Origin of the sequence: Marinobacter sp. AC-23 (genome assembly GCF_001858325.1) — a bacterium.
Taxonomy (GTDB): Bacteria; Pseudomonadota; Gammaproteobacteria; order Pseudomonadales; family Oleiphilaceae; genus Marinobacter.
Window position 1 is genome coordinate 61,064 of sequence record NZ_MBPP01000013.1, and the last position, 20,006, is coordinate 81,069.

Here is a 20,006-nt window from a genome sequence, read left to right on the forward strand (position 1 = left end):
CTTTTCGGGGCTAGATACACTGCTGCAGTGCTAGCCCGTCTGCCCGCGCTATGCCGGTCAGTCGGGAAGCAATGTTGTCGGTAAGAAACTGCTTGGGTTCCCGCAGGTATCGGGGATAAATCGCCAAGCGTTCTTCCAGGCCGTAACCGCAGCGCGCAGTCGCTTGCTTTAGAGCCTCGATTTGGGGCCAGGCGCGTTCCGGGTTGATGTGATCGATGGTGAGTGGTGAGATCCCGCCCCAGTCGTTGATGCCAGCGGCTGTATAAGCAGCGAAGCGTTCTTCCAGGTTAGGGGGGGCTTGTAAACTAATGGAGGGGTCGAGTATCAAACGGGCTAACACCAGTGTTCGAACCATGTCACCCAGGCTCGGCTCCGGGTGATTGGCCATCGCTGTTCCGGATTTGGCTCGGAAGTTTTGAACGATGACTTCTTGTATATGGCCGTGGCGAAGGTGTGCGTCATTGATTGCGGTGAGGCTGTCGACGCGCTCCTCCCAAGTCTCTCCAATGCCAATCAGAATGCCGGTGGTGAAAGGTACGCCATGAACTCCTGCCCGCTCCAGAGTGCGCAGGCGCTGCACCGGCACCTTGTCGGGGCAAGCGAAGTGAGCCTCGCCGCGCTGCAAAAGGCGACGGCTTACGTTCTCGAGCATCATCCCCATGCTTACGCTCACTTCTTTTAGCTGGAGGAGCTCGTTTTCGGATAGGGTGCCGGCGTTAACGTGGGGCAACAGCGAACTTTCCTTTAGCACGAGATCACACATCTCGGCCAGGTAGTCGATCATGCTGGTATGGCCGAGTCTGGCCAGTGCGTCACGTGCCTCTTGGTAGCGCAGTTCGGGCTTTTCACCCAGGCTGAACAGTACTTCCTTGCACCCCAGCTTCTCGCCTTCACGCACGACTTTCATGACTTCATCCGGAGTCATCACGTAGGCGCCTGATGTTCCCGGCTTTTGCACAAATGTGCAGTAGCCGCACTCATCACGACACATGGTGGTCAGAGGAATGAAGACTTTGCGGGAGTAGGTAAGGGTTTTACCCCAGTGCTCATCACGCAGACTGGCAGCGCGGTGAGTAAAGGTCTCAAATTCTGAAGGTGACGCATTTTTCAGCGCCAAGGCTTCCCTATGGCTGAGCATAATAACGGCGCCTCCTATTATTGTTGTGCGCTCGCTTACTAGATTTTGGTTTCGCGACGAGGTCGTTTTACCAAACGGTAAATTGATCCTAGACCATATTTTCCCAAATGGTCAAACTTTTTAAAAAATAAGATCAATACCACCTCTCGTGCTATGCGCGCTTGGCGATTGTTCATGTTTTACTGAACTGATCGTTAGTAATTTGCTATTTAACCTAAGGTTTGGGCTGGGCAACCTGACTGCCAGATATCTCTATCCGGAGTTGAAAGGCTATGAAAATTCTTGTTTTGGGAGGGGGCGTTACAGGCGTTTCTACCGCGTGGCATCTGGCCAATTCCGGACACGAGGTGACCGTGGTTGAGCGCTGTGCCACGGTGTCAGAGGAAACCAGTTTTGCAAACGCAGGCATGCTCTCGTACGGCTACACCAATCCGTGGGCAGCGCCTGGTATTCCGTTTAAAGCGTTGAAGTGGATGATGCAGGACATGGCCCCCATTCTGGTCAGTCCAAGCTCTTTTAACGTGAAAACAGCGAGCTGGATGCTCCGTATGTTGGGGCAATGCGGCGAAGAGGCGTATCGCATCAACAAGCGCAGAATGTTGAGGATCTCGGAATACAGCCGAACCTGTTTTGACGAATTAACACAGCAATTGCCGTTGGATTTCGATCATCGGCGCAAAGGCACTATCGAGCTTTTCCGGGATCAGGAAAAGATGGATTCCATTGGTGCAGACCTTGCATCCCTTCAGGAGTGTGGTGTGCCCCATGAGGTTATTAACCATGCGGACTGCATCCGCCACGAACCGGCGCTTGCCAATGTTCCGGAAAAGTTTGTTGGTGGCTTACGTTTTGCACAGGATGGCACCGGCGATTGTCAAAAGTTCACCACGGATCTGGCAACGCATTGTCGCGAAGCCGGGGTGCAATTCAAGCTTAATACGGATGTGAAATCGCTTGCAGTTTCCTCTGGCAAGATCATGTCGGTTCACACTTCCGAGGGTGAGCTTACCGCCGATGCCTATGTGGTTTGCTTGGGCAGCTATTCACCCATGCTGCTGAACCCTATCGGCTTCAAACTGCCAATTTATCCCATCAAAGGTTACTCGTTGACCTTGCCCCTGCTGGATGATGCCAAAGCGCCTCAGTCCACCGTTATGGATGAGGCCTTCAAAGTGGCGGTTACCCGTTTCGAAGATCGTATCCGGGTAGGGGGCACAGCCGAGATTGCCGACTTTGATCTGAGCCTTAAGGACAAGCGGCGCAAGCCCGCAGAGTTTGTGGTGGGTGACCTCTTTCCGGGTGCCGGTGACGTCAGCAAAGCCACATTCTGGTGCGGTCTTAGGCCCATGACGCCCGACAGTGTCCCGGTTATTGGTGCCACGCCGATCACGAATCTCTATACAAACACCGGGCACGGAACACTCGGGTGGACAATGTCTCTGGGGTCTGCCCGGCTGATCTCAGACATTATCAACAACAAGGCGCCAGAGATCGATAATGAAGGTTTATCAATTGACCGCTACATGAAATAAGCCGTTGATCTGGCACCCATGACGTGAGTAAACATTATGTCCAGACCTGCTGTTGCTGAAATAAAACTGGATAACATCCGTGCCAACTTTCAGTTGGCCGGCTCCTTGGCACCAAATGGCAAGACCATTGCCGTGGTGAAGGCCAACGCATACGGCCATGGCGCTGCAGAAGTTGCTGAATACCTCTCTGGCGATGTCGAGGTTTTCGCTGTGGCCTGCATTGAAGAAGCGTTAGCGCTGCGGGCGTCCGGGCTGCGACATCCTATTCTGCTTTTGGAAGGGTTTTTTGAGGCGGCCGAGCTCGACGTTATATCCCGTGAAGGGTTCTGGACGGCCATACACTCGCAGGAGCAGATAGATGCTCTGGCGCGGAGTTCCATCCCCAATCCATTGCCTGCTTGGTTGAAAGTTGATACGGGCATGCACCGACTTGGTTTCAGCCCCGAGCAAGCGGCCAAGGCCTATGGCGAGTTGAGCCGCATGCGTCAGGTAAAGGCTGTAACCGTTATGACCCACCTGGCGAATGCTGACAACTGCGAAACACAAGGCGTGACAGTTGCTCACCAGGTCGCCCGGTTACCGTCAGATCTTTTGAAGCCAGAAATTGAGTTGAGCCTGGCAAACTCGGCGGGAATTTTGGCCCACAAGGTGGCTAGAAAACACTGGCAGCGGCCGGGCATTATGCTCTATGGAGCGTCGCCGCTGGCGAGAGAAAATCAGTTCAGCGAGGCATTGCTCCCGGTCATGACACTCAAAAGTAGCGTTATTGCCACCAGGTGGGTGGCTCCGGGCGAAGGCGTGGGTTACGGGGGGAGGTTCGTCGCAGAGCGCCCAACCAAGGTAGGAACTGTCGCAATGGGCTACGCCGACGGTTACCCTCGGCAGGCAGTGGAAGGCACCCCGATACTCGTAAATGGTAAGCGAACCCGACTGATTGGGCGAGTCTCGATGGATATGCTGACGGTTGATTTGACTGACATTCCGGAGGCAGGATCAGGCAGTGGCGTAGAGTTGTGGGGTGAAAACCTACTGGCAAATGAAGTGGCGTCTCATTGTGACACGATCGCCTACCATTTATTTACCGGGGTTACCCAGAGAGTGCCGAGAAAATACGTAGGGTGATTGTGCATATCGCGCTCAGGGTTTCTCGGCAACGATCGTTGCCCGTAGTGGGCCAGGGTAGCCTTCGATGGTTTTTGTGGGGTCTTCAGGGTCCAGAAAATCCTGGAGGGAGTTGAATCGCATCCAGTCTGTGCTGCGCTGTTCATCAATGGTGGTCTCAGACACATCCACAACCCTGGCATTGCGAAAGCCGGTGCGGTCTAGCCAGCGCAGAAGCGTGTCGCAACTTGGCAGAAACCAAACATTGCGCATCTGCCCGTAGCGGTCTTCTGGCATCAGGCTGTGGCCTTCAGGGCCGTCTACAACCAGCGTTTCCAGTACCAGCTCGCCACCACGGCGCAGCGTGCCTTTTAATTCCAGCAGGTGATCGAGGGGCGATCGCCGGTGGTATAAAACACCCATGGAAAAGGTTGTATCGAAGGCTTCAAGCCCTTCCGGCAAGTCCTCCATGCGTATCGGTAACAAGTCCACCGGCACGTTGCCCAAGTAACGCTTTACACTGAGAAACTGGAACATGAACAACAGCCCGGGATCAATGCCAATGACCCTTGCCGCGCCTTCACCCAGCATGCGCCAGCAGTGGTAGCCAGAGCCACAGCCTACGTCCAGAATGCGCCTGCCGGAAAGGTCGGCAAGGTAGGGCGACACCCGATCCCACTTCCAGTCGGAACGCCATTCAGTATCAATGTGGGTGCCGAAAAAGTTGAAAGGCCCTTTGCGCCAAGGCATAAGCCCACGAAGCCCTACCTCAAGTTCCTGCTGCTGGCCGGCATTCAGAGGGTGTGGTGAGCTCAGAGTGATAGCCGACGTGTTAAGCTCTGGGGTTGTTTGGGAAATAATCGGGAGGCTGTCCAGTGCAGACTGCCAGCGCCCCAAATCGCCATGAGGGTTGTCGTCAAAACGATGAGTCAGTTGGCTCTTGATTCGTTCTGCCCAGTGGTTCTGGCCAGTATCATCCAGCTCAGTCAGCAGTGTTCCAAAACAAGTTCGCCAGTCAAAATGCACCATGGTTTGCTCGCTCTCCGTCTAAGGGTCAGTCGGCTTTGATAGCCAGCATGGATACGAAGTTGAAGCACTGATACCACACTAGTACCCGATCAAAGCCTGCGTCTTTCAAACGTTGTTTGTGAGCGTCCAGTGTTTCCGGAATCAATACCTGTTCGATGGCGCTGCGCTTTTGGCTGATCTCCAGGTCGGAGTAGCCGTTGGCACGCTTGAATTCGTGGTGCAAGCGGGTCTGAACAGACTGTTCGCTTTCGGAGTCGAAGCGGATTTTCTCCGAAAGGATCAACACGCCACCGGGCAGCGTCGCGTTGGCAATTTTGCGCAACAGGCTGTTTCGTTGCTCCGGAGGGACAAATTGCAATGTGAAGTTCAGCGTGGTGACAGACGCATTCGCAAGCTCTGTCTCTTGTATGTCCTCACAGCGCAGGTTTACCGGCAGCGAGTGGTCGTCCAGGGCGATATGATGCCCGCAGCGTTCTAGCATCGCTGCGGAGTTATCCACGCCCACCAGAGAGCAGTTGTCGAACGCAATGCCATGACGCATGGCCAGGTAGAGGCACCTAAAGAGCAACCCAGGTCATAACAGTTCGAGCCCGCCTGAGCGTACTGTTCGGTAATCACCTCAATCATCGGAATGATCGTGGTGTAGCCGGGTACTGAGCGACGAATCATGTCTGGGAATACCCGGGCCACGGCCGCATCAAAGCGAAAATCATCGGGCTGTCGTTCTGTGGCAAAAAGCCGGTCTGTTTGTTGCTCCGGTGAGCGATTCGCCTTACTCATCGCTAGCGGACTCTTTTGGCTGTGCGGGCCCGTCAGGTTCTGGTATTGCCGCCGGGCCGGTGGGAGAAGGTCGGTAGCAGCGTACACCACGGTTCTTGTAATCCACCAGAATGCCCCGAAACGATGGGTCTACATCCGCCGCGATGGCCATGTATCCGTTTTCACAAACTGCGTGGAGCTCGGAAGCTTTTGGCGACATGCGAAAGGTCTCACCCTCGGTGATGTGGATGGCCTGGAAGTCGCCAACCGGTACATGATCCTTGTTGTCTGAGTGCTTGATGCTTCCGCTTAGTTCTAGCACAACGACCGTGCCTACGATGGCGACCAGGGCGGTCACAAACAGACTGCGGATGGAGTAACGGGCCTCGTTCTGGCTCATGCTTACCTCATTTTGAGCGTGAATGAATAATTAATATTGACCGGGCAGTGTGATAGAGGGCGCTTGCAAAGCCCCCAGTTGTTCTCTTAGCGATAACACCTGATCCGACCAAAATCTGGGTTGCGCAAACCAGGGGAAAAAGCGCGGAAACGCCGGGTCATCCCAGCGCTTCGCGAGCCAGGCGCAGTGGCTGATCTGCCGGTAACAACGCAATGGCTCAATTAAGTGTCTTTCCCGGCGATTAAAATCCCGGAAGGTTTCGTAGCCTTCCAGCAGCTCGCCTAGCTGCGCGCCGCGCTCGTGATCGTCACCGTTAAGCAATAGCCACATATCTTGAATGGCAGGGCCGGAGCGGCAGTCGTCCAAGTCTACAAACAGCATCTGCTCGTCCCGACACAGTATGTTCCCGGCGTGGCAGTCCCCGTGCAGTCGCAGTGTTTCAACCTCACCGGCGTCTTTGATTCGGGCGCTGCAGTGAGTTAGCAAATCGGGTATCAGGCTGTCCCAGGCTGGCCGAAGATCCTTTGGGATCCAGTCACCCTCCAATAACAGGGCGTTGCTGGCTTCAATGCCATCCATAAGCGATAGGGTTGAGCGGTGCTGGAATGGTTTCAGGGCGCCAGTGTTGTGAATCTGGCCTAACCATTGCCCGAGCCTGTATAGCGTATCGTTCACGCTTGTGTCTGGTGCCTGGCCTCCGCGCTGGTTGAATGCCGCGAACAGGAAATCACCGTGTTTTCCCAGCGTGTCGCCGGATGGCATAACCAGAGGCGCTACCACGGGCATACCTGCCTCTAGCAGCTCCAGGGTAAATTCATGCTCCTCGCGTACCTGCTCGTCGGTCCAGCGCCCGGGGCGGTAGAACTTGGCAATGACAGGAGGGCCTTCGTCTAGCCCAATCTGATACACGCGGTTTTCATAGCTGTTCAGTGCAAACAAACGACCACTGACTGCAAAACCGGCGTCTTCCATAGCATCCAGAATCGCATCAGGCGTCAGGGCATCGTATGGATGGGGTGATACGTTCATGATAAAGCTAAGCCGGTTGATAAATGTGGGCCCAAGTATACCTGTTTGGCTGCGCTCTCGTAATGTGGAGCAGGGATGTTTCCATGGGTTCCTGCAAGGACACTATTGGGTTACGGTTATTTTCACGGGTTGTGGTTATCAAGAACTGCCGGCAGGCAGATAACAGGTGCAGGTTTATAAAGTGACAAGCGAAATTCTGGAAGTGGATACTGCGGTGATCGGCGCTGGCGTTGTTGGGCTCGCTGTGGCTCGAAGGCTCGCTAAAGCGGGTCGGGAGGTGGTTGTTCTGGAAGCGGGCGATCGCTTTGGTGAAGGCATCTCGTCACGTAGCAGTGAGGTTATCCATGCCGGGATCTACTACCCGAAGAACTCCCTGAAAGCCCGCCTTTGTGTGGAGGGCCGCAGGCAATTGTACGACTACTGCGAAAGCCGAAAAGTAGGGCATCGTAAATGTGGCAAGTGGGTTATTGCCACCCATGACGCACAAAACTCAACGCTTGAGGGTATTCAGCAGCACGCTGCAAGCAACGGTGTGCCTCTGGATTTGAAGGATGGTGCCGCCATCGCCCGTCGGCTACCAGGGGTGAGTGTAAGCGCAGGACTCTGGTCGCCGGAAACCGGCATTCTGGATACCCATGGCCTTATGCTCGCACTACTCGGTGAGATGGAAGATGCGGGCGGCTCGCTTGCACTGCGTTCCCCAGTAGAGCGCGTCGAATCAGCCGCAGGCGCCCACACATTGCATGTTGCTGGCCCTTCTCCGTGCCGGCTCAAGGTGCGGAATCTGGTTAATTCGGCTGGGTTGGGTGCCGTTCCACTGACAAAAAGTTGGGCGGGGCTACCCGATGCACATAAACCGACGCAGTGTTTTGCTCGGGGTGTCTATTTTAGCTATAGCGGTCGTCACCCCTTTCGCAACCTTATCTACCCAGTGCCCGAGCCGGGTGGTCTGGGTGTTCACCTTACTCTTGATCTGGCCGGCCAGGCGCGCTTTGGGCCAGATGTAGTGTGGATTGAACAGGAGGACTACCGGGTTGACCCCGAGCGGGTGTGCACGTTTGCCGCAGGTATCCGGCGATGGTGGCCTGCCCTTGAAGTTGAGCGCCTTCAGCCAGCTTATGCGGGTATCCGGCCGAAGCTGAAAGATGCAACTGGCGGTTTTTTTGATTTCAGGGTAGATGGCCCTGAGGAGCACGGTATTCCGGGGTTGGTAAACCTTTTTGGTATTGAGTCACCGGGACTGACATCTTGCTTGGCGATTGCCGAGATGGTCAGGGATAAGCTGGCTTAAACCGTGGGGTTTTACCCCGGAGTGCGGGCCAGCGCCCAGATCTGAATATCTTGCGCCCCGGCATCCCGCAAGGCCCGCGCAAGTACCCGCATGGTTGCGCCAGTCGTGACAACATCATCTACAATGGCGACCCGTTCTGGCACCTCGGCACACACTTCAAACACAGCTTCCAGATTGGCAAGCCTGGCCTCTCTGCCTAGCCCTCTCTGGGCCTGAACCCTCCGAACCCGACGAACGACGCCAGCACCAACGGGAATGTTTAGCGCCTTACTAACCTGTTCAGCAATGTCCCTGGCTTGATTGAAGCCGCGCGTGCGCCGGCGTGCAGGATGCATGGGCGAGGGGATGAGTAGGTGTGGTTTCGCATAATCATCATTCTGAAGGGCATGCCCAAGGTGGTCTGAAAGGCCCGCAATCAGTGGTCGGGCAAATTTATGCTGCCTGCTGTATTTGTATCGGCTAATCATATTGTCGATCGGATACTGATACCGCCAGGGTATAAGGGAGTGATCAAATGGAGGTGGCGATTTCAGGCAGTCACCGCAAAGGTGGCCGTCACCGGAGTGGGCTAGAGGCAGGGCGCAGCAACGGCAGTGCCACCGGTTAACCGGGAGATCGGCATGGCAAGGCCCGCATAAGCCATTGATAGCATTAGGCGAAAGACAGCCGACGCACAGGCCCGTGGCGTTTTCTCTGTTAACCTTGACCGACTTTAAGGTTGACAGCCAGCTCAGTCTCTTTATCATTTGGTTCATCCGTAAACCCAGCGACCGAAAAAGGTTAACAGGACTTCTAAATGACTGCCACAGCATTACGCCACGACTGGACACTTCCGGAAGCCAGGTCACTATTCGCACTTCCTTTCAATGATTTGATGTTCCGGGCTCAATCGGTGCATCGAGAGCATTTTGACCCCAATGAAGTGCAAGTAAGCACGTTGTTGTCGATTAAAACCGGCGCCTGTCCGGAAGACTGCAAGTATTGCCCACAGAGCGGGCATTACAACACGGGTCTGGAAAAGGAAAAGCTGCTGGAAATTGAAAAGGTGGTTGCGGAGGCCCGCGCTGCCCGGGAAAAAGGCGCTTCGCGCTTCTGTATGGGTGCAGCGTGGCGCAGCCCGGCCGCGAAGGATATGCCTTATGTGCTGGATATGGTTCAGCAGGTTAAGTCCTTGGGCCTGGAGACCTGCATGACTCTGGGCATGCTGAAGCCGGAGCAAGCAGCGGAGCTGGCAGATGCAGGGCTTGATTACTACAACCATAATCTGGATACCTCTGAGAAGTATTACAGCCACATCATCACTACACGCACCTATCAGGATCGGCTGAATACGCTGGAAAACGTGCGCAATGCCGGCATGAAGGTTTGCTGCGGTGGCATTATGGGGATGGGTGAGGATGAAGATGATCGGGTTGGCTTGCTGGTTCAATTGGCAAACTTGCCACACCATCCTGAGAGTGTGCCGGTGAATATGCTGGTGAAGGTGAAGGGGACGCCCATGGAAAATGTGGAAGATCTGGATCCATTTGAGTTTATCCGTGTGCTTGCGGTTGCCCGGATTATGATGCCAGCTTCTCATGTGCGGCTTTCTGCAGGTCGGGAGAATATGAACGAGCAGATGCAGGCGTTGTGTTTCCTGGCGGGTGCGAACTCTATTTTCTACGGCGAGAAGCTGCTGACGACATCGAATCCGGAGGCGGATGCGGATATGGAGTTGTTCCGTCGTTTGGGTATTCGGCCGGAGCAGCGGCAGCAGTGTGCAACTGAGGCGCAAGAGGAAGAGGTGATTGCCGGCGATTTGGAGCATGAGGCGAGTCGCCACATGTTTTATGACGCTACTCGGGAATCTGCCTGACCTGCATTGGAGCGAGCAACATGCGGGATTTCGCGTCCGAACTAGAACAGCGAAAACAGGCTGGGCTCTACCGGACACGCCGGCAAATTTCCGGGCCTCAACAGTCGGTTTTAACATCCGATGGCAACCGGTTGTTGTCGTTTTGTAGCAATGATTATCTTGGTCTGGCCAGCCACCCTGCGAATATTGACGCCCTCCGATGTGCCTTGTCTGAAACCGGCCTTGGGGGGGCATCATCCCATCTAATCTGTGGACACCATGAAGCACATCATCGCTTGGAAGAGCGTCTTGCGGCGTTCACCAAGCGCAGTTCGGCGCTGTTTTTCTCTACTGGTTATATGGCCAACCTGGGTGTGATTTCTGCGTTGGCGGGGCGTGGAGATACGGTGTTTTCGGATCGGCTAAACCATGCTTCCATTATCGATGGCTGTATTCTGAGCCGGGCGAAGGTGCGAAGGTATGCCCATGGGGATGTGGCGCAACTTGCGGCCATGCTTTCTGAAACCTCGGGCCACAAACTGGTGGTGACCGACGGTGTGTTCAGCATGGATGGCGATGTGGCGCCGTTACGGGCGTTGGCTCAGGTTTGCAAGGATCACAATGCGTTACTTGTGGTTGATGATGCCCATGGTTTTGGTGTTCTTGGCCCGCAAGGGCGGGGGAGTGTAGCGGAGCTTGGGTTGTCGGAAGAGGATGTGCCGGTTTTGGTGGGAACGCTGGGTAAGGCTGCAGGCACCAGTGGTGCGTTTGTGGCTGGGCCGGCGGTTCTGATGGATTATTTGGTGCAAAAAGCCCGAACCTATATTTACACCACGGCAATGCCGCCAGCGCTGGCGCTGGCATCTTGTGCCAGCCTTGATTTAATTGAGCAGGACGATGAACGGCGCACACACTTGCAGGCGTTAATTGAGAGGTTTCGGCGAGAGGCCACCGCGCTGGGTTACCAACTTATGCCATCGCACACACCTATTCAGCCCATCATGATCGGCGATAATTGGGCAGCTTTGGCGCTAAGCCAGGCCCTCGAGGAGCGTGGTTTGTTGGTTACCGCAATACGGCCGCCCACAGTGCCCGCGGGTGAGGCGCGTTTGCGAGTTACGTTTAGTGCAGCTCATTCCCATGAGGATCTAAGTTGTCTTGTTCAGGCTTTGTCAGACTGCCGGCATTTACTGGATACAGTGGGTGTTGCTTCATGAGCTTTTCGCCAAGGGCAGGGCGCCTTGTTGTAGTGGGTGGCTGGGGTGTACCGGTAGAAATGTTGGCAGAGCTGTATGAGTTCTGGCCTGGCCCTGTTGAACTGGTCTCTTTGGACGATGGCCTTCTAGCGCGATGCGATTCGGTATCTGAGGTGGCAGATGCGCTGCTATCAAGGTACCCCGAACCGTCGGTCTGGATGGGGTGGTCGTTGGGGGCGCAGGTTGTTATGGCGGCGGCTTGCAGGAATGCAGGAGCTGTTTCTGCAGTGATTACCCTCGCCGGTTTCCCCAGGTTTCTTGCCGGCGAGCATTGGCCCCATGGCATGTCGGTTGATCAGTTTGAGGCGTTCAGTCGCGGTGTTGATAGGCAACGTGAAGGTTATTGGCAACGTTTTCTGCTTCTAATGATCAAGGGTTCTGCTGGCGCGCGCGCAGACCGCCGTTGGCTGAAAGGTTGGCTCAGTAAAGGGTCCCAGGTATCGCAGGAAAACCTGGTTAAAAGCTTGAAGTGGCTCCGGTATACGGACCAACGTGCGCTGTGGGCTCGCGTTAGCCGGCCAGTGCTGCATATTACCGGCGGGTGTGATCAGGTTACGCCTGGCTGGAGTGATGGTATTGAAGCAACGCCCAAAACCCGTGAAGTCGTTGTGCCAGGAATGGCCCATTATCCTGGCGGCGCATTTGCAGCAGATTGTCGTAAAGCTATCGAAACATTCCTGCAGCCTTTGGCTAAGGGGGCATGGTGACTGGCCTGCCTGTTAGGTCAGCGTGCCTGGCTAGTAAAAAGGATATCGCTCGTGGTTTTGGCAAGGCACGGGCCACCTATGAAGGTGCGTCCCGGTTGCAGCGTTTGATGGGCAACACCATGCTTGAGGTGCTTCAAAGTCAGGTTGATTTAAACCGCGTACCGATTCGTGCTTTGGACCTTGGCTGCGGAACGGGGTGGTTTACCCGCAGGGTGGCGGGCCTTGGTGGTGTTGGTTCCGTTGTGGGTATGGACCTTTCCCCCGGTATGGTTGAGCAGGCAGGCGCAAGTGAATTTCCAGACGTGGCCTGGGTTGTTGCCGATGCGGAAGCGATCCCCCTGCCGAACGAGAGTTGTGACCTGATATTCAGTAACCTCATGATTCAATGGTGTGCGGACCCCTCCTTGGTTCTGCGCGAGTGCCGGCGAGTGCTCAGACCAGGGGGGAGATTAATGGTGTCGACGCTTCTCGATGGCACCTTGAAGGAATTGGATCACGCTTGGCAGCGAGCAGACCCGGGACAGAGCCATATCAACCGATTTGAGCAAGAAATCGCGTTTCGAGAGGCCGTATCCCGGGAGCTGCCGGGCGCCGATATAGTAGCCAAAAACCTTCGGCTGCCCTGCGAGTCGCCACTGGCTTTGGCGGCAGAGCTTAAACAGTTGGGCGCAGGCTATAAGGATGCGGGTCGGCGCCTCACAGTGACAGCGCCAAACCGCTTGCGTGCCATGTGCCGACACTACCCCACAGAGCCTGAAGGTGGCGTGGTGGCAAGCTATGAGGCCGCTTGGGTTTATTGGACATGTCGTGAAGTCAGCGGCAACACAAACACGAGTAAAAGCGCGGGGCACAGCTACTAAAATGGCAAAAAAGACGTTTTTTGTGACAGGTACAGATACCGGAGTGGGTAAAACCATGGTGTCTGCAGCAATTTTGGAAGCCGCTAATCTCGCCGGCAAGCGCACTTTGGGTATGAAACCTATTGCCTCTGGCTGCGAAAGTACGCCGGAGGGACTGCGCAATGAAGATGCACTTATACTTCAGCAGGCGGCCAGCGAAACGCTTGCGTACGAACTGGTTAACCCTGTCGCACTGGCGCCCGCCATTGCTCCTCACGTTGCAGCGGCGCAAGCTGGGCGCGTCATGTCTGCTGACCGGCTGGTGGGATTTTGCCGTGGAATGCAAATGCGCCCGGCAGATCTACTGCTGATCGAAGGTGCAGGTGGCTGGCGGGTTCCGTTAAATGACCGTGAAACATACTCGGCCGTACCCCGGAAGCTCGGTGTGCCAGTGATTCTTGTGGTTGCGCTGAGGCTCGGCTGCATTAACCAGGCACTGCTAACAGCAGAGGCCATCCGTAACGATGGGTTGATTCTGGCAGGTTGGGTAGCTAATCGCGCTGAGCCAGAGACAATGAGCTGTGAACAAGAATCCCTGGACTACCTTAGGGCGCACATTCCCGCCCCCTGTCTCGGCGTGTTGCCCTGGATTACGGGTGTGGAACCGGAGGCCTTGGCGGGCCATCTATCTGTTGATGTATTGTTTGAAAATTGAACAGCAATATGGCCTAATAGTGTTAATTAGCGGTCACCGGAAGCGGCAGTTATGATCAATAATACGCTCGCAATTGGCATTCAAGGTATTCAGGACGGCATGTACGGCATGGAAAATGCCGCCCGTAAAATAGCTCGTGGCGGCGCTGATGGCCCGCAGGGCAGCGCGGAAGGTGCAAATAGCCTTGTTGAGCCAATTGTTGATCTCAAGCTTTATGAGCGTAGCGTACAGGCGTCCGCACAGGTGGTGAAAGCGGCGGATGAAACCCTCGGAACGCTTCTGGATATTATGGTCTGAGTGGTGATCTTGTGAACTCACTTTCGTCGCCTTCGCTCATACCTCTCTCGCCCTTTTCGCAAGCCGGTTCTCGATCTAATCCTCAATCCAACCCTCAGTCCAGTGCACAAACACCTGCTGCGGATGCTTCGAGCAATACTCGCCAGGAAGTGGGTGGGCTCGATGAAGTAGAGCTGAGGGAGCTCACTGAACTTAAAGCTCGTGACCGTGAAGTGCGGGCCCATGAGGCAGCGCATCAGGCAACCGGTGGCCAACACGCTGGCGCCATGTCGCTCACCTATCAGCGGGGCCCGGATGGAGCCCAGTATGCGGTGGGTGGCGAGGTGTCCATTAGCATGTCTTCGGTTGATGGTAATCCCCAGGCCACCATTGAAAAAATGCGGATGATTCGCGCAGCCGCGATGGCGCCTGCAGAGCCTCTGGTCAGGATCGTGCTGTAGCTGCGCAGGCGATGCAGATTATGTTGCAAGCTCAGTCTGAGCTTGCCATGGAGCAGAACGCTGCCAATCCACAGGCAAACGTTTCGGTGCGCGACAGTGAAGACACCTCTTTTTTCATATCGAAAGAAAATGCCTCTGAGCAACCCTCCAGGGTGGGCCAGCAAGCCCGCAATACCTATCAAGGCATTGCTGGTTTCGGGCCAGAATCAGCCTCCGGGGTGAATGGACTTCTGTCCATTTCAGTCTGATCCAGCTACCTGTTGGTATCCAGGCCATCAAACCGGTCATCTATAACACCTATATATAGCCTGAAGTGGCTCGGAGCCCCTGAGAAATGGGGTCTTTACGCCTTTTTTATGGGGCTTGGTGTTCGTCTAAAGCATACGCCAGTGACCAAATTCTACACAAAATGTGTGCTCAGCTATTGACAGATCCGTGCTTCTAAACGTATGTTTCAAACAAGTGTTTAATTAATGCTGCAGCTTATAATGTTGCAGTGTCTGAACAACCCCAAGGCCACAAGCTGTTATATCTTTTCAGCCAAGACCGAAAACCGAGGTGGTTTACATGCCTGAGTACAAAGCGCCCCTACGTGATATCAAATTCGTAATGAACGAGCTGCTCGACAGCGAGGCCCACTACGCCAATCTGGAAGGCGCTGAAGACGCAACTCCGGATATGGTTGATGCCATCATCCAGGAAGGTGCGAAATTTGCTGAGCAGGTACTGTCCCCGCTTAACGCGGTTGGCGATAAGGAAGGCTGCACCTGGAGCGAAGACGGTGTTAAAACACCGACTGGCTTCAAGGAAGCCTACAACCAGTATGTAGAAGGCGGTTGGCCAGCACTGTCAGCAGATCTCAACTATGGTGGTCAGGGCTTGCCAGACTCGCTTGGCATTGTGATGAGCGAATTGAACGGTACGGCTAACTGGTCTTGGGGCATGTACCCAGGCTTGAGCATGGCGCGATCAACACTGTGGAAGCACACGGTACCGAAGAGCAGAAGCAGACCTACCTCACTAAGATGATTAGTGGTGAATGGACCGGCACTATGTGCCTGACCGAAGCCCACTGTGGTTCGGATCTGGGCACTCTGCGCTCCAAGGCAGAGCCCAGTTCAGACGGCTCCTACAGCATTACCGGCACCAAGATTTTTATCTCTGCCGGTGACCACGACATGACCGATAACATCGTGCACATTGTACTGGCACGTCTGCCGGGCGCACCGGAAGGTACCAAAGGGATTTCCCTGTTTATCGTACCCAAGTGCCTGCCTGCCAGCGACGGCTCTGCCGGTGAGCGCAACGCGGTATCCTGTGGCTCTATCGAGCATAAAATGGGCATCCACGGCAACGCCACCTGTGTGATCAACTTTGACGGAGCCAAAGGCTGGCTGATTGGTCCAGAGAATCGTGGCTTGAATTGCATGTTCACCTTTATGAACGTGGCTCGCATCGGCACCGCCATTCAAGGCCTGGGTGCAGCTGAGCTAGGCTTTCAGGGATCACTGGCCTATGCCAAGGATCGTTTGGCGATGCGCTCACTGAGTGGCGCCAAGAATCCGGAAGCTACGCCGATCCAATCATTGTGCACCCAGATGTTCGCCGTATGCTGCTTACTCAGAAGGCCGTAGCCGAAGGTGCGCGCGCTCTGATTTACCTGACTGCCCAGAAGGCTGACCTTCTTCAGCGCGGCAAAACAGAAGAAGAGCGTAAAGAAGCCGATGAGCTACTGGGCTTCCTGACTCCAATTGCCAAGGCATTCCTGACCGAGATCGGTTACGAAGCAGCTAACCTCGGCATGCAGGTATTTGGTGGTCACGGTTACATCTCTGAATGGGGTATGGAGCAGAACGTACGTGATGCCCGCATTGGCATGATCTACGAGGGTACGACAGGTATTCAGGCGCTGGATCTTCTGGGCCGCAAGGTGCTGATGACCCAGGGTGAGTCCCTCAAAGGTTTTACCAAGCAGGTGCACACTTTCTGCAAAGAGAACGCCGATAACGAGCAGATGAAGCCGTTTATCGAGCCGTTGGCTGAGCTCAACAAGGAGTGGGGCGACCTGACCATGAAAGTGGGCATGACCGCCATGAAGAATCGCGAGGAAGTCGGTGCCGCGTCTGTAGACTACCTGATGTATTCGGGTTATGCGGTGTTTGCCTATCTTTGGGCCCGTATGGCCAAAGTCGCTCAGGACAAGTTGGCAGAAGGCACGAGTGAAGAGCTGTTCTATACCGCCAAGGTACAGACTGCACGTTTCTACTTTACCCGGATGCTGCCACGTACCAAGGCGCACGCAGTAAGCATGATGGCAGGTGCCGACACCCTGCTGGATATGCCGGAAGAAGCTTTCGCACTTTAAATTGTCAAAAGTGTTGAAAGTTAACTGGTAGAAGAAAGCCCGTTCTCTTAGGAGTCGGGCTTTTTTCATGAGTTACAGGAGGTTTTGGGTTAGAATATTTGCCTCTAAAAGATAACAAAGCCGGGCCCCGTCCCGGGCAGACGAGTTGGTTTTCATTTTTTTGCCGTCTGCACAAACAGTTTGATTTGGAACCTGGAGAGTTTAAATGGCCGATTATCAGGCACCTTTGCGTGACATGCGTTTTGTACTGAACGAAGTTTTTGATGCGCCTGCGCTTTGGGCATCCTTGCCCAAAGTTGCGGAGAGCGTAGACCCGGAAACTGCCGACGCGATACTTGAAGAAGCTGGGAAAATCACCAGCGGCGTACTGGCACCTCTGAGCCGCGAGGCAGATGAGCAGGGATGTAAGTGGAGCGACGGCGAAGTCACCTCGCCAGATGGTTTTAAAGAAGCCTATCAAACGATTGTGGAAGGCGGCTGGAACGGTTTGGGTGGCAATACCGAGTTTGGCGGTATGGGTATGCCTAAAACGCTTGTAGCTCAGTTTGAGGAAATGATGCAGGGTGCCAACATGGCATTTGGCCTTGCACCGATGCTGACTGCCGGCGCTTGCCTCGCGGTAGACGCCCACGGTAGTCAGGAGTTGAAAGAAAAGTATCTTCCTAACATGTATTCGGGTGTTTGGTCCGGAGCCATGGATCTGACTGAGCCCCATGCGGGAACCGACCTGGGTATTATTCGTACCAAAGCCGAGCCCAATGACGATGGCTCGTTTAACGTGACTGGCACCAAGATTTTTATCACTTGGGGCGAGCACGACATGGCGGAAAATATTATTCATTTGGTGCTGGCTAAATTGCCGGGCGCGCCGAAAGGCCCCAAAGGTATTTCCTTGTTGTTGGTTCCCAAGTTCATGGTGAACGACGATGGCTCACTCGGTGAACGCAACAGCTTAAGCTGTGGCTCCATCGAGAAAAAAATGGGCATCAAAGGTTCTGCAACTTGTGTTATGAACTTTGATGGCGCTAAGGGCTGGCTGGTTGGCGAAGAGAACAAAGGCCTGAATGCCATGTTCACCATGATGAACTATGAGCGCTTGGGCGTGGGTATCCAGGGCATAGGTGCCGCGGAAGCTTCCCTGCAAAACGCACGGGAATACGCCATGGAGCGCATCCAGAGCCGTGCCCCCACTGGTGCACAACAGCCGGAAAAAGCTGCAGATCCAATTCTGGTGCACCCGGACGTGCGGCGCATGCTGTTGACCATGAAAGGTTATGTTGAAGGCGGACGCGCTTTCTCAACCTACGTGGCGCAGTGGCTGGACATCTCCAAGTATGCAGATGCTGCGGAAGAAGATCGCCGCAAGCGTGCTGAAGGCATGGTGGCGTTGCTGACTCCGGTTGCAAAAGCGTTTTTGACCGACCGTGGTCTGGATGCCTGCATCATGGGGCAGCAAGTGCTTGGCGGCCACGGATTTATCCGTGAGTGGGGTCAAGAGCAGTTGGTTCGAGATTGTCGTATTACGCAAATCTACGAAGGCACCAACGGCATCCAGGCGCTGGATCTGATGGGCCGTAAGGTAGTGGGTAGTCAAGGGAAATTGTTTGAACTGTTCGCCGAAGATGTGGCGACCTTCATTGAGGAAAACAGCAGCGAGGAAAGCCTGCGCCCGTACCTGGAACCACTTGCAGCAGCATTTGAGCGTTTGTCCGACGTTACCGAGCACGTTATCAAACAGGCGTCGGACAACCCCAATGCCATTGGTGCTGCCTCAGTAGACTATCTGGACCTGTTTGGGCTGACTGCTCTGGGCTACATGTGGGCACGTATTGTGAAGGCTGCTGCACCTAAGGCCGGCGATGACACGTCGGGTTTTTACAGCGGCAAGCTGAAGACTGCACGCTTTTACTATGATCGTGTGTTACCGAAAACAGTGTCTCTGGCAGAAGGTATTCGCAGCGGAAGTGAATCCATGATGGCACATACTGCCGAGGAGTTCTGAGCTCTCGGGGAATAAAAAAGGCAGGCCTTTTGGCCTGCCTTTTTTATGTCACTTTAGTCAGTGCAACAGCGGATTGCGTAAGGTTTGGCATTGGCGTCGCATTAAAGCTGTTCCACCCGGGTTGGGTCTGCGATAAAAGAGTTCTCGTTACCCTGAATTTCCGCAACTCTTTTGTGGCGAGAGAGCTCTCTGTCGTCAGGCGGGTCTATACGGTTCCAGCTCTGGAAGACCCGGGATGATCCAAGCCAGGGGAGGTCATAGGTGTTGACCATATAGCTCATGGTACGAGCGACATCACCTTTTACTCTAATTGGAGGCTCAAAAAAGTGGCCGCTTTCCCGGATTCCGCAGTCATCTTCTTTAACCGTTGTTCCAAGATCTTCGTAGCGAGCGTTGCGGCGCCGAAGTTCGGTGCGATTTCGCACGGGAACCATGTTGTGGAGGTCAGAAGCTATCTGGCGGTAGCGGTTGTCCTGCTCGCACTCACGTGAGGTGCCGCATGAGAGGGCGTTGCGTACATCTGCGAGTGGGTAGATATAACCCTCGGTCAGCATGAAACCTTTTTTGGAAAATTGCTCGTCGCAAAAAAATGACTGGCCGCCATCCATATACAGGTTGCCCCAGAACTGTTCCTTGATGACGGTTTTTGGGTCACTGAAACGAGTATTTTGGCCAATAACAAATGTTGTGCTCAAAAGTAAGGCAAGAGTGGTCGTGATGATCAGCAGGTTTTTCATATGCCATTTATACCTCTCAGTGTCTGGATGCGCCTTGGCGAAACAGGCCTCATTCATCGCGATACTTCGCGACGCGGGGCAGGTTAGCCGAGCAAAACAATGACGCCCAGTTCACTTATTGAGAGGATTATGACATAGGGGCTTCTGATACAAGAGCCCTTATGGTGTTAATTTGTTGCATTTTGTTAACGGTTTGGCATTTTCACTTCATTTTATCGCGAATTTTCTTGTAGCCGGACTTCAGATCTTCGCCCAGTTTTTTTGCTGTCTGGCGCGCCTCTTGAGATGCTTCGCTGGCATCATTCATTACCTCATCAAACCGGGTTCTGAATTTGTCCCATTCCTGCTCCAAGTCATTGAACTCGTCTTTTACGTCTTGGCGAGCAAGGTGAAGCTGCACGCGGGCTTCATCGCGATACTGTTTGATTTTATCCGAGAGAGTCTTGAATTCGTCCTGAACACTCATGTAAGGAGCCTTCTTGGGTTGATGGTGCATTCACCATGCAACCAATTGTAAAAAACAGTCAAGTGACAG

The 20,006-nt window shown here is 54.4% G+C and carries 19 protein-coding genes and 2 pseudogenes; 13 read left to right on the plus strand and 8 right to left on the minus strand.

Features of this window, described 5'->3' with window-relative positions; genetic code table 11:
* Positions 1–10: 10 nt before the first annotated feature.
* Positions 11–1,138, minus strand: coding sequence for a 7,8-didemethyl-8-hydroxy-5-deazariboflavin synthase CofG (gene cofG / locus BCA33_RS05770; RefSeq protein ID WP_071264140.1), 1,128 nt, complete (start codon positions 1,136–1,138; stop codon positions 11–13).
* A 272-nt stretch (positions 1,139–1,410) separates the two neighbouring features.
* Between cofG and BCA33_RS05775 the strand changes: the two genes are divergently transcribed.
* Both BCA33_RS05775 and alr read left to right on the plus strand, forming a co-directional pair.
* Positions 1,411–2,670 (plus strand): D-amino acid dehydrogenase, encoded by a 1,260-nt coding sequence (locus tag BCA33_RS05775; RefSeq protein ID WP_071264142.1) that lies wholly within the window; start codon positions 1,411–1,413, stop codon positions 2,668–2,670.
* A gap of 36 nt (positions 2,671–2,706) precedes the next feature.
* Complete coding sequence (alr, locus tag BCA33_RS05780; RefSeq protein ID WP_071264144.1) at positions 2,707–3,792, plus strand: alanine racemase; 1,086 nt, start codon at positions 2,707–2,709, stop codon at positions 3,790–3,792.
* A gap of 15 nt (positions 3,793–3,807) precedes the next feature.
* Here the strand turns inward: alr and cmoB are convergent, their stop codons facing one another.
* The 4 genes and pseudogenes from cmoB to BCA33_RS05800 form a co-directional block, all read right to left on the minus strand.
* On the minus strand, positions 3,808–4,800 hold the full coding sequence (gene cmoB, locus BCA33_RS05785) for a tRNA 5-methoxyuridine(34)/uridine 5-oxyacetic acid(34) synthase CmoB (protein ID WP_071264146.1): 993 nt from the start codon (positions 4,798–4,800) through the stop codon (positions 3,808–3,810).
* A gap of 25 nt (positions 4,801–4,825) precedes the next feature.
* Positions 4,826–5,580: pseudogene (gene cmoA, locus BCA33_RS05790) on the minus strand (carboxy-S-adenosyl-L-methionine synthase CmoA).
* A complete protein-coding gene (locus BCA33_RS05795) occupies positions 5,573–5,959 on the minus strand; it encodes a kinase (protein WP_071264148.1) in 387 nt (128 codons plus the stop codon). The pseudogene cmoA and the gene BCA33_RS05795 overlap by 8 nt, the downstream one beginning before the upstream one ends.
* 30 nt (positions 5,960–5,989) lie before the next feature.
* Positions 5,990–6,988, minus strand: a complete 999-nt coding sequence (locus BCA33_RS05800; RefSeq protein WP_071264150.1) for a serine/threonine protein kinase — start codon at positions 6,986–6,988, stop codon at positions 5,990–5,992.
* 193 nt (positions 6,989–7,181) lie between these two features.
* Between BCA33_RS05800 and BCA33_RS05805 the strand changes: the two genes are divergently transcribed.
* On the plus strand, positions 7,182–8,279 hold the full coding sequence (locus BCA33_RS05805; protein ID WP_071264181.1) for an NAD(P)/FAD-dependent oxidoreductase: 1,098 nt from the start codon (positions 7,182–7,184) through the stop codon (positions 8,277–8,279).
* An 11-nt stretch (positions 8,280–8,290) separates the two neighbouring features.
* Here BCA33_RS05805 and BCA33_RS05810 read toward each other — a convergent pair whose 3' ends face one another.
* Positions 8,291–9,025 (minus strand): ComF family protein, encoded by a 735-nt coding sequence (locus tag BCA33_RS05810; RefSeq protein WP_071264152.1) that lies wholly within the window; start codon positions 9,023–9,025, stop codon positions 8,291–8,293.
* Positions 9,026–9,075: 50 nt separating this feature from the next.
* On the opposite strand from BCA33_RS05810, the gene bioB reads away from it, so the two are divergent.
* From bioB to BCA33_RS05855, 10 genes and pseudogenes are all read left to right on the plus strand, one after another.
* Positions 9,076–10,134 (plus strand): biotin synthase BioB, encoded by a 1,059-nt coding sequence (bioB, locus tag BCA33_RS05815; protein ID WP_071264154.1) that lies wholly within the window; start codon positions 9,076–9,078, stop codon positions 10,132–10,134.
* A gap of 20 nt (positions 10,135–10,154) precedes the next feature.
* The gene (gene bioF, locus BCA33_RS05820) at positions 10,155–11,330 is read left to right on the plus strand and encodes an 8-amino-7-oxononanoate synthase (protein WP_071264156.1); all 1,176 of its coding nucleotides are present in this window, start codon (positions 10,155–10,157) and stop codon (positions 11,328–11,330) included.
* Positions 11,327–12,076 carry an alpha/beta fold hydrolase gene (locus tag BCA33_RS05825; protein WP_071264157.1) on the plus strand — a complete coding sequence of 250 codons (750 nt, stop codon included), beginning with the start codon at positions 11,327–11,329 and terminating at the stop codon, positions 12,074–12,076. The genes bioF and BCA33_RS05825 overlap by 4 nt, the downstream gene beginning before the upstream one ends.
* Positions 12,070–12,936, plus strand: a complete 867-nt coding sequence (locus BCA33_RS05830; protein WP_071264159.1) for a methyltransferase domain-containing protein — start codon at positions 12,070–12,072, stop codon at positions 12,934–12,936. Before BCA33_RS05825 ends, BCA33_RS05830 begins: the two co-directional genes overlap by 7 nt.
* Position 12,937: 1 nt before the next feature.
* Entirely contained in the window at positions 12,938–13,630 is a 693-nt protein-coding gene (bioD, locus tag BCA33_RS05835) for a dethiobiotin synthase (RefSeq protein WP_071264161.1), read from the plus strand.
* A gap of 51 nt (positions 13,631–13,681) precedes the next feature.
* Positions 13,682–13,927: a flagellar basal body rod C-terminal domain-containing protein gene (locus BCA33_RS05840; RefSeq protein ID WP_071264163.1), complete on the plus strand. Its 246-nt coding sequence runs from the start codon at positions 13,682–13,684 to the stop codon at positions 13,925–13,927.
* An 11-nt stretch (positions 13,928–13,938) separates the two neighbouring features.
* A complete protein-coding gene (locus tag BCA33_RS21435; protein ID WP_254774215.1) occupies positions 13,939–14,367 on the plus strand; it encodes a putative metalloprotease CJM1_0395 family protein in 429 nt (142 codons plus the stop codon).
* Positions 14,368–14,387: 20 nt separating this feature from the next.
* The gene (locus BCA33_RS21440) at positions 14,388–14,615 is read left to right on the plus strand and encodes a hypothetical protein (RefSeq protein ID WP_254774216.1); all 228 of its coding nucleotides are present in this window, start codon (positions 14,388–14,390) and stop codon (positions 14,613–14,615) included.
* Positions 14,616–14,934: 319 nt separating this feature from the next.
* Positions 14,935–16,732 (plus strand): annotated as a pseudogene (locus BCA33_RS05850) (acyl-CoA dehydrogenase C-terminal domain-containing protein).
* Between the two features lie 205 nt (positions 16,733–16,937).
* A complete protein-coding gene (locus tag BCA33_RS05855) occupies positions 16,938–18,734 on the plus strand; it encodes an acyl-CoA dehydrogenase C-terminal domain-containing protein (RefSeq protein WP_071264165.1) in 1,797 nt (598 codons plus the stop codon).
* A gap of 101 nt (positions 18,735–18,835) precedes the next feature.
* On the opposite strand, the gene BCA33_RS05860 is transcribed toward BCA33_RS05855, so the two are convergent.
* A complete protein-coding gene (locus tag BCA33_RS05860; RefSeq protein WP_071264167.1) occupies positions 18,836–19,471 on the minus strand; it encodes an endonuclease in 636 nt (211 codons plus the stop codon).
* 202 nt (positions 19,472–19,673) lie between these two features.
* Positions 19,674–19,937: a hypothetical protein gene (locus BCA33_RS05865; RefSeq protein WP_071264169.1), complete on the minus strand. Its 264-nt coding sequence runs from the start codon at positions 19,935–19,937 to the stop codon at positions 19,674–19,676.
* Positions 19,938–20,006: the final 69 nt, after the last annotated feature.

What these genes read in the sequence shown, in the direction of transcription:
- BCA33_RS21440 (WP_254774216.1), top strand. Translation starts at nt 14,388, where the DNA reads ATGTTGCAAGCTCAGTCTGAGCTTGCCATGGAGCAGAACGCTGCCAAT.
- cofG (WP_071264140.1), bottom strand. Translation starts at nt 1,138, where the DNA reads ATGCTCAGCCATAGGGAAGCCTTGGCGCTGAAAAATGCGTCACCTTCA.
- BCA33_RS05800 (WP_071264150.1), bottom strand. Translation starts at nt 6,988, where the DNA reads ATGAACGTATCACCCCATCCATACGATGCCCTGACGCCTGATGCGATT.
- bioD (WP_071264161.1), top strand. Translation starts at nt 12,938, where the DNA reads ATGGCAAAAAAGACGTTTTTTGTGACAGGTACAGATACCGGAGTGGGT.
- alr (WP_071264144.1), top strand. Translation starts at nt 2,707, where the DNA reads ATGTCCAGACCTGCTGTTGCTGAAATAAAACTGGATAACATCCGTGCC.
- BCA33_RS05860 (WP_071264167.1), bottom strand. Translation starts at nt 19,471, where the DNA reads ATGAAAAACCTGCTGATCATCACGACCACTCTTGCCTTACTTTTGAGC.
- BCA33_RS05830 (WP_071264159.1), top strand. Translation starts at nt 12,070, where the DNA reads ATGGTGACTGGCCTGCCTGTTAGGTCAGCGTGCCTGGCTAGTAAAAAG.
- BCA33_RS05775 (WP_071264142.1), top strand. Translation starts at nt 1,411, where the DNA reads ATGAAAATTCTTGTTTTGGGAGGGGGCGTTACAGGCGTTTCTACCGCG.
- bioF (WP_071264156.1), top strand. Translation starts at nt 10,155, where the DNA reads ATGCGGGATTTCGCGTCCGAACTAGAACAGCGAAAACAGGCTGGGCTC.
- BCA33_RS05840 (WP_071264163.1), top strand. Translation starts at nt 13,682, where the DNA reads ATGATCAATAATACGCTCGCAATTGGCATTCAAGGTATTCAGGACGGC.
- BCA33_RS05795 (WP_071264148.1), bottom strand. Translation starts at nt 5,959, where the DNA reads ATGAGCCAGAACGAGGCCCGTTACTCCATCCGCAGTCTGTTTGTGACC.
- BCA33_RS05810 (WP_071264152.1), bottom strand. Translation starts at nt 9,025, where the DNA reads ATGATAAAGAGACTGAGCTGGCTGTCAACCTTAAAGTCGGTCAAGGTT.
- BCA33_RS05825 (WP_071264157.1), top strand. Translation starts at nt 11,327, where the DNA reads ATGAGCTTTTCGCCAAGGGCAGGGCGCCTTGTTGTAGTGGGTGGCTGG.
- cmoB (WP_071264146.1), bottom strand. Translation starts at nt 4,800, where the DNA reads ATGGTGCATTTTGACTGGCGAACTTGTTTTGGAACACTGCTGACTGAG.
- BCA33_RS05855 (WP_071264165.1), top strand. Translation starts at nt 16,938, where the DNA reads ATGGCCGATTATCAGGCACCTTTGCGTGACATGCGTTTTGTACTGAAC.
- BCA33_RS05865 (WP_071264169.1), bottom strand. Translation starts at nt 19,937, where the DNA reads ATGAGTGTTCAGGACGAATTCAAGACTCTCTCGGATAAAATCAAACAG.
- bioB (WP_071264154.1), top strand. Translation starts at nt 9,076, where the DNA reads ATGACTGCCACAGCATTACGCCACGACTGGACACTTCCGGAAGCCAGG.